The following is a 6,581-nucleotide window of genomic DNA, read 5'->3' as shown; positions in this document are numbered from 1 at the left end:
TCGTCAACAACGCCATGATCACTATGATGACCAGGCGCCTGACCCGCCGAGAAAAGCGGGCCAGAACCACCTGACCAAGTTCCAAGACAGGCTCTAAGAGGCCACAAGCGCGTGAAGGCCCCCTTCCCTCGGCTGAGCCGCGGGAAGGGGGCCTTCACGCGCATCAGGCCGCGAGCGCGGAGACCCGTCGAGGCGGCTTCAGCAGATTGAAGCGAGTGCACACCCAGCCCGACGGCGTCCGTTCGAAGCGGGCCGCCAGCGCGAGAGAGCGTCCGTTCTGTTCGACGGTCGCGCAGGCTTCGACGACGCCGTCCGCCGGATGTCCCAGGTGGACCGACTTCGGCCGGTATCCGCCCGATGGACGGCGGCGCCCGCTGTCGAGCAGCGCGCTGTGCAGCGCCGGGTCGAGGATCGGCCGCACCTGGACCGCGGGACGGCGCCCGTCGCAGGCTTCGAGGATGGTGGTCAGCAGCCTGCCGACCTGCTGTCCGTCGGGAGTGTCCGGCCGCGGCTGTGGTTCCTCCACGATCTTTTCGCCGGACAGCGGCAGGTCCAGCACGAGCTGGTTGTCCGGTACGGCCGCCCGGTGCACCAGGCTGTCCGGCCTGCCGGCGACCCGGTACGGCGGTTCGAACGGTTCAAGCCGTCTCAGTACGTACGACTTCATCAGGTTGTCCCCCTCCGCGGCCCCTCGGCCGCGCCCAGCACTAAGGGGCAGGCAGCGGCCCCGGCCGCGACAAGGACCGCCCGAGAGGATGAACCGGGCGGTGATCGCTTGTGTACGGTGGGCCGGTGCTGAAAGGGCTGGTCATCGACTACGTCGGGGTGCTCACGGACGCCGGCGCGGACGAGCTGTACGCCTATCTGCGGGCGGTCAGGGCGCGCGGCATCAAAACGGCCTTGCTCTCGAACGCCCCCGGCGCGTCGGACGAGGCCAAACGGTCGCTCGGCCCGTTCTTCGACGCGCTCGTCTTCTCCGGCGAGGTCGGCGTGGCCAAACCCGAACGCGAGGTCTACCTGCTCACCGCGGGGCTGCTCGACCTGCCCGCCGACCGGTGCGTGTTCGTCGACGACGCCGCGCACAACGTCCGCGCCGCGGTGGCGGCCGGGATGGCCGGGGTGCACCACACGTCGGTCGAGGAGACGCTGGCCGAGCTCAGCGCGTTGTTCCCGAAGCCTTAGCCCGGCGTACCAGCTCGAAGGAGAGCACAGCGGCGGCGGCCGAGACGTTCAGCGACTCGACCTCGCCCGGCATCGGGATCGACACCCACTCCGTCACCAGTTCGCCGACCTCGGCGCCGACGCCGTTCGTCTCCCCGCCCAGCACGAAGGCCGCGCGCTGCGGCAGCTCGACGTCGAACACCGAACGCCGGGCGGAAGCGCCCAGCGCGAAGATCCCGTAGCCGGCTTCGGTGAGCATTTCGGCCGCCTCGCGCGCGCTGCCGCACCGCAGCACCGGCGCGCGGAACGCGACCCCGGCCGAAGCCTTGACCACCATCGGGTCGAGCGCGGCGACCCCGCGCCGCGGCACCACGACGCCGTCCAGCCCGGCCGCGGTCGCCGTGCGCAGGATCATCCCGACGTTGGCCGGGGTGGTGATGCCGTCGAGCAGCAGCACCCGCGACGGCGGCCTGCCGTCGGACAGGGCCGCGTGCAGGGAGCGCATCCGCGGGGCGACGACGTCGGCCAGCACCCCCTGGTCCTGTTTGCCGTTACCCGCCAGCACCTTGACGCGATGCGCGCTCGCCCGCTGCACCGGCACCCCGGCGGCCTTGGCGGCACGCTGGATCTCGGCGGCGTTCGGCCCGCGCACGGTGTCGGCGAGGATCACCTTGTCCACCTCGAGCGCCGCGTCGTCCAAGGCCTCGAGCACCGGTTTGCGCCCGTACACCGTCAGGAACCGGTCCTTCGGCGAGATCACCGACTCATCACCCACACCGGCGAGTGTCCCACTATGTAAGGATCGGCCCATGCCCGACCGCCTCTCCGCGCTGGACGCCTCGTTCCTGTACGTGGAAGACCACGCGACCCCGATGCACGTCGGCGGCGTGGCGATCTTCGAGCGGCCCCGCGACGGCTTCACCCACGAGCAGCTGCTCGACCTGATCGGGCAGCGTCTCGCCTTCCTGCCGCGCTACCGGCAGCGGGTGCTGGAGGTGCCCGGGCATCTCGCCCGGCCGGTGTGGGTCGACGACGTCGACTTCGATCTGAACTACCACGTCCGCCGGTCGGCGCTGCCGCAGCCGGGCTCCGACGGCCAGCTGTTCGATCTCGTGGCGCGGCTGATGTCGAGGCGGCTCGACCCGGGAAGGCCGCTCTGGGAGGCGTATTTCGTCGAGGGGCTCGCGGGAGACCGGGTCGCGCTGGTGACCAAGACCCATCAGTCCGTCGTGGACGGGATAGGCACCATCGAGATCGGGCAGCTGATCCTCGACGCCGCCCCGCAGGAGCCGGAACCGTTCGACGACACCTGGCATCCCCGCCGGGAACCGAGCCGTACGCAGCTGATCCTCGACGCTGTCGCCGAGACCGTGCAGCGGCCGACGGAGCTGGTGGAGAACGTCCGCTCCATCGCCCACGACGCCACCGCGATGGCGGGCAAGGTCACCGAAACGGTCGGCGACGTCGCTTCGGCGCTGAAGACCATGGTGAGTCCGGCACCCTCCGGGCCGCTCAACGTCCGCACCTCCGGCGGCCGCATGTTCGCCGTGGTCCGGACACGGCTCGAGGATTTCCGGAAGGTCCGCGCCGCGCACGGCGGGACGGTCAACGACGTCGTGCTCGCCGCGATCACCGGTGCGCTGCGGGAATGGCTGCTCTCCCGCGGCTCGAACCTGACCGCGACGACCACCGTGCGCGCGCTGGTGCCGATGGCCGTCCGCGACGCCGAGACGGCCGAATACTCGACGCCCGCCCTGGTCGGGAACCAGGTCGACGCCTATCTGGTCGATCTCCCGGTCGGGGAGCCGAACGCGGTCCTGCGGTTGCAGCACATCGGCCACGCGATGGCGGACCACCTCGACTCCGGCCGTTCGGTCGCCGCGCGCGGGCTGCTGACGGTCGGCGGGTTCGCCCCGGCGACGCTGCATTCGCTGGGCGCGCGGGCGGCCGGGTCGATGTCGGGCCGCATTTTCAACGTGCTGATCACGAACTCACCGGGCCCGCAGGTGCCGCTCTACGCGGGACAGGCGAAGATGGTGGAGATGTTCCCGGTCATGCCGCTGGTGCGCAATCAGGCGCTGGCGATCGGGGTCACCTCGTATCACGGGGGTGTCTACTTCGGACTGAACGGCGACCGCAAGGCCGTGTCCGATGTGGACCTGCTCGCCGGGATGATCGAGGAATCGTTGGAAGAGCTGAAGGGTGCGCACTGGTGAGGGTCTATCTACCGGCGACGATCGCGATGCTCCGTGAGCTCGAAACCGCCGGCGAGTTCCGGGCGCGGAGCGGCACGGGGTTCGCGCTGACCCCGGCGCTGCGGGAGTCCTACGCCAGCGGATCCGACGAAGAACTCGAGTACGCCGCGCTGCTCGACGCCGCGAGGGCGTCGCTCCGGCTGATCGCGGCCGAGGAGAAGCCCGAGCCGCGGCGCGTGGTGATCTCGGCCGACGTCGAGGAGGTCACGCTGCGCCCGGATCTCGACGCCGCCGTCGTCCGGCTGTCCGGGCCGGTGAAGATCGCCGACGTCGCCGCGATCCACGTCGACGCGGCCGAAGCGGCCGAGTCCGTCCAGGCCGCCGCCGCGGTGATCGACCAGGCCGACCTCGGCGATCCGGACGCGGAGTTCACCCTCGGCGACGCCGAGGACCACGAACTCGCCTGGTACGCGCCCCAAGAGCTCCCTTTCCTGCTGGAACTCCTCTAACCCCTCCGCGTTTCGTCCTCTGAATGCGGTAGTTGCGTGTGCAAGGACCGCATTCAGAGGACGAAACGCGTCAGAACCAGGCCGGGCCGGGCACCGGGCGTTCGGGGCGCCAGCCGGTCGCCTCGGTGAGCCTGGTCGAGACCACGCGCTGTGAGCGCGCCAGGACCGACATCAGGCCCAGCCGGCTCGCCAGCCACTTCGGCAGCGCGCGCGGACGGCGGACACCGGCCGCCGCGGCCATCGCCTCGCCGAGTTCCTGCTTCCGCACCGGATCCGCGGCAAGGTTGTAGACGCCGCTCGGTGCCCGCAGCGCCGCGATGGCGCCCGCCGCCGCGTCGTCCGGATGGATCGCCGCGGTCCAGTCGGTCCGGCGGCCGAAGATCAGCGGCGACCCGCGCCGCGCGGCCGCCAGCATCGTCTTGGTCATCGGGTCGCCGGCGACCAGGAGCCCGATCCGCAGCCGGATCACGGTGCGCCCCTCGTCCGCCAGTTCCGCGACGTTCGCGTGCGCCACCGTCGAAGACGCGATGTTGCCGCGCAGTTCGAGGGGCGCGTCCTCGTCCAGTTCCTGGTCGCCCCCGTCGGCGTAGACGAACGAAATCCCTTCCTGCACCACGATCCCCACCTCATCGACCCGTCGAACGGCGTCCGCCAGGGTCCGGCTGCCGGTGCTGCGCACACGGTCGTTCTCGGCCCAGCCGGAAAGTGTCATCGCCCGCCGCGCGTCCGGGATGCGGGTCGCGACGTTGACGACGGCGTCGTGCCCGTTCAGCGCGTCCGCCAGGGAATCGACGTCGAACAGCGAACCCCGCACCGGCTTCGCGCCGGTCGCGCGCACCGCCGCGACCCGGTCCACCCCGCGGGCCAGCCCGCTCACGTCGTGGCCTTCGGCCAGCAGCCGCCGCACCAGCGGACGCCCCAGCACCCCGGTCGCCCCGATCACCATCACCCGCATGTTCGCTCCTCCTGTCCCGCTACCCGGGGGACGAGACGCGCGCGGAGAACGTGACAGGTCAGCCCGCCGGGATCTCCCCGATCTCCTCCGGCGGCGGCGCCTGGATGTCGGCCTGCGTGCCCCAATCGCTGTAGCGGGTGACGATGCGGGCCATCGCGCTGTCCTCGACACCCGAAGCGGCGAGAACCGGCGCGAGGTCGAGCACGATCCGCAACGGCCGATGCGCGTCGTCGAGCCAGATCTCCATGGGGAGCTTCCCGAGTTTCCCCTGCAGTTCCGCGACGACCTCAGCCGACAACCCGGCGGGCAGATCACCGCCAAGGGCGGCCATGTCGACGTCCAGCCGATAGCGCTCGGCGGGGACCCCGTCGAGTTCGGTGTGCCCGGATTCGACGAGCGTGCCGGCCTTCCGCGCCTGGTCGAGCGAACGGCCGGGGTCGTTCTGCTTCGCCAGCTGGTCGATACGGCCGCCGGCCACCTGCGAAAAAGGGTCCGTGCCGTCGGGGGAGACCTTCACCCAGGGCTTCCCGCCGGGGATGTCCTCACGCGCGGCCTCCGGGACCTTGGCGAAGACGATCTTGTCGACGAGCCGGAGTTCGAGGGGCTCGCCGAGGAAGTCCGTGGTCATGGCCAGCGCGGCGCCCGGTCCCGCGACCTTCGCCTGTCCCTCGGTCTTCGATCGCATCGTGCCCGCGGTGACCTCGGTGACGAACTTCGCGGCCTTGCCGTCCATGGCGGACGTGGCTCCGTCGGCGAGCGAGCGGGCATCGGCGAACGCCACGGCTCCGGCGTCGCAGGAGCCGAGCAGCGCGCCGAGTACGAGCACGACGGTGGACAGGGCCGTTCTCCGCATGAGGACCTGCTTTCGAAGGCGGTCGCCCAAGCGAAACACAGTCGCGGCCCGCACCCCGATCGGGGGACGGCTCAGCGGCTGTCGCCGACCGCCTCGGGCGGCGGTGCGATGATCACCACGTCGGAAGCCCAGCTTTCGTACTTCACCGTCGCCTTGCCCATGCTGACCTGCACCGGACGGTGCTCGGCGTCCAGCCACACCTCGGCGGGGGCGCCGCCGAGATCGAGGACGTAATGCGTGGCGGCCGTGCCGTTCACGTCGGCCTGCCCGGACTCGGTGACCTTGCCCGTTTTGGCGATCCGCTCGATCGTGCGGGTGGGGTCCATCGTCTCGACGACGTTCGTCATCAGCGCGCCGTTGGCCGCGGAGAGCGCGTCCTTGCCGTCGGCGGTGATCTTGACCCATTCCTTGCCGGTCTTGAATTCCTGGAGCTGAGTGTCCGACAGGTGGTAGTAGAGGACGCCGTCGGCGAAGATCAGGTCCCGTTTCTCACCGGCGATCTCGGCGACCATGGAGAACTTGCTGTTCGGTCCCTCGTAGAGCCCGGAACTGGTGACCACGACCTTACGGCCGTCGTCGGCGGTGGTCTCGAGCGTGATCTTGGAAGAACGGGCCTTCTGCGTGCCCGCGGTGGCGGCCGAGGCCAGCTGCGCCGCGTCGTTCACCGGCGGTTTCTCTTCGCCGGAACAGCCGCCGAGCAGCAGGAGAGCGGTACAGACGACGGCGAATCCGGTGGCACGCATGGGACTCCCTCGGGTGAATGGTCTGTACCACTACCGTAGCGCCTATCGCGTGAATTTCCACCGTCCGAAGGGGCCGGAAGCGGGGGGGGGGGGGCCCGCCCCCCCCCCCCCCCCCCCCGGGGGGGGGGCGGCGCGCACTGGGGATAGCGCCCCCCCCCGCCCCAC

General features: G+C 70.9%; 8 protein-coding genes. 3 read left to right on the top strand and 5 right to left on the bottom strand.

Annotated elements, in window-relative coordinates:
* Positions 1 to 163 precede the first annotated feature (163 nt).
* Complete coding sequence (locus ACZ3HL_RS44735; protein WP_465411170.1) at positions 164 to 667, bottom strand: Rv3235 family protein; 504 nt, start codon at positions 665 to 667, stop codon at positions 164 to 166.
* Between the two features lie 110 nt (positions 668 to 777).
* Between ACZ3HL_RS44735 and ACZ3HL_RS44730 the strand changes: the two genes are divergently transcribed.
* On the top strand, positions 778 to 1,182 hold the full coding sequence (locus ACZ3HL_RS44730; RefSeq protein ID WP_465538053.1) for an HAD-IA family hydrolase: 405 nt from the start codon (positions 778 to 780) through the stop codon (positions 1,180 to 1,182).
* Here ACZ3HL_RS44730 and ACZ3HL_RS44725 read toward each other — a convergent pair.
* Positions 1,157 to 1,936: a TrmH family RNA methyltransferase gene (locus tag ACZ3HL_RS44725; RefSeq protein ID WP_465411171.1), complete on the bottom strand. Its 780-nt coding sequence runs from the start codon at positions 1,934 to 1,936 to the stop codon at positions 1,157 to 1,159. The genes ACZ3HL_RS44730 and ACZ3HL_RS44725 overlap by 26 nt on opposite strands.
* 34 nt (positions 1,937 to 1,970) lie before the next feature.
* Here ACZ3HL_RS44725 and ACZ3HL_RS44720 point away from each other — a divergent pair, with 34 nt between their 5' ends.
* Complete coding sequence (locus ACZ3HL_RS44720) at positions 1,971 to 3,377, top strand: WS/DGAT/MGAT family O-acyltransferase (protein ID WP_465411172.1); 1,407 nt, start codon at positions 1,971 to 1,973, stop codon at positions 3,375 to 3,377.
* On the top strand, positions 3,374 to 3,865 hold the full coding sequence (locus ACZ3HL_RS44715) for a DUF6912 family protein (protein WP_465411173.1): 492 nt from the start codon (positions 3,374 to 3,376) through the stop codon (positions 3,863 to 3,865). Before ACZ3HL_RS44720 ends, ACZ3HL_RS44715 begins: the two co-directional genes overlap by 4 nt.
* Positions 3,866 to 3,935: 70 nt before the next feature.
* Here ACZ3HL_RS44715 and ACZ3HL_RS44710 read toward each other — a convergent pair whose 3' ends face one another.
* The 3 genes from ACZ3HL_RS44710 to ACZ3HL_RS44700 form a co-directional block, all read right to left on the bottom strand.
* Entirely contained in the window at positions 3,936 to 4,820 is an 885-nt protein-coding gene (locus ACZ3HL_RS44710) for an NAD-dependent epimerase/dehydratase family protein (protein WP_465538051.1), read from the bottom strand.
* A 58-nt stretch (positions 4,821 to 4,878) separates the two neighbouring features.
* Positions 4,879 to 5,673: an SCO4651 family lipoprotein gene (locus tag ACZ3HL_RS44705; RefSeq protein ID WP_465538050.1), complete on the bottom strand. Its 795-nt coding sequence runs from the start codon at positions 5,671 to 5,673 to the stop codon at positions 4,879 to 4,881.
* Between the two features lie 71 nt (positions 5,674 to 5,744).
* Positions 5,745 to 6,416, bottom strand: a complete 672-nt coding sequence (locus ACZ3HL_RS44700; protein WP_465538048.1) for an SCO4651 family lipoprotein — start codon at positions 6,414 to 6,416, stop codon at positions 5,745 to 5,747.
* Positions 6,417 to 6,581: the final 165 nt, after the last annotated feature.

Source organism: Amycolatopsis sp. NPDC000009 (assembly GCF_055563465.1).
The sequence above is the reverse complement of the archived record's forward strand: the minus strand, read 5'-3'. Positions and strand labels throughout refer to the sequence as shown.

Bases quoted from the DNA above. Each gene is read 5' to 3' on its own strand.
- ACZ3HL_RS44735 (WP_465411170.1), bottom strand. From the start codon at position 667: ATGAAGTCGTACGTACTGAGACGGCTTGAACCGTTCGAACCGCCGTAC.
- ACZ3HL_RS44720 (WP_465411172.1), top strand. From the start codon at position 1,971: ATGCCCGACCGCCTCTCCGCGCTGGACGCCTCGTTCCTGTACGTGGAA.
- ACZ3HL_RS44700 (WP_465538048.1), bottom strand. From the start codon at position 6,416: ATGCGTGCCACCGGATTCGCCGTCGTCTGTACCGCTCTCCTGCTGCTC.
- ACZ3HL_RS44710 (WP_465538051.1), bottom strand. From the start codon at position 4,820: ATGCGGGTGATGGTGATCGGGGCGACCGGGGTGCTGGGGCGTCCGCTG.
- ACZ3HL_RS44705 (WP_465538050.1), bottom strand. From the start codon at position 5,673: ATGCGGAGAACGGCCCTGTCCACCGTCGTGCTCGTACTCGGCGCGCTG.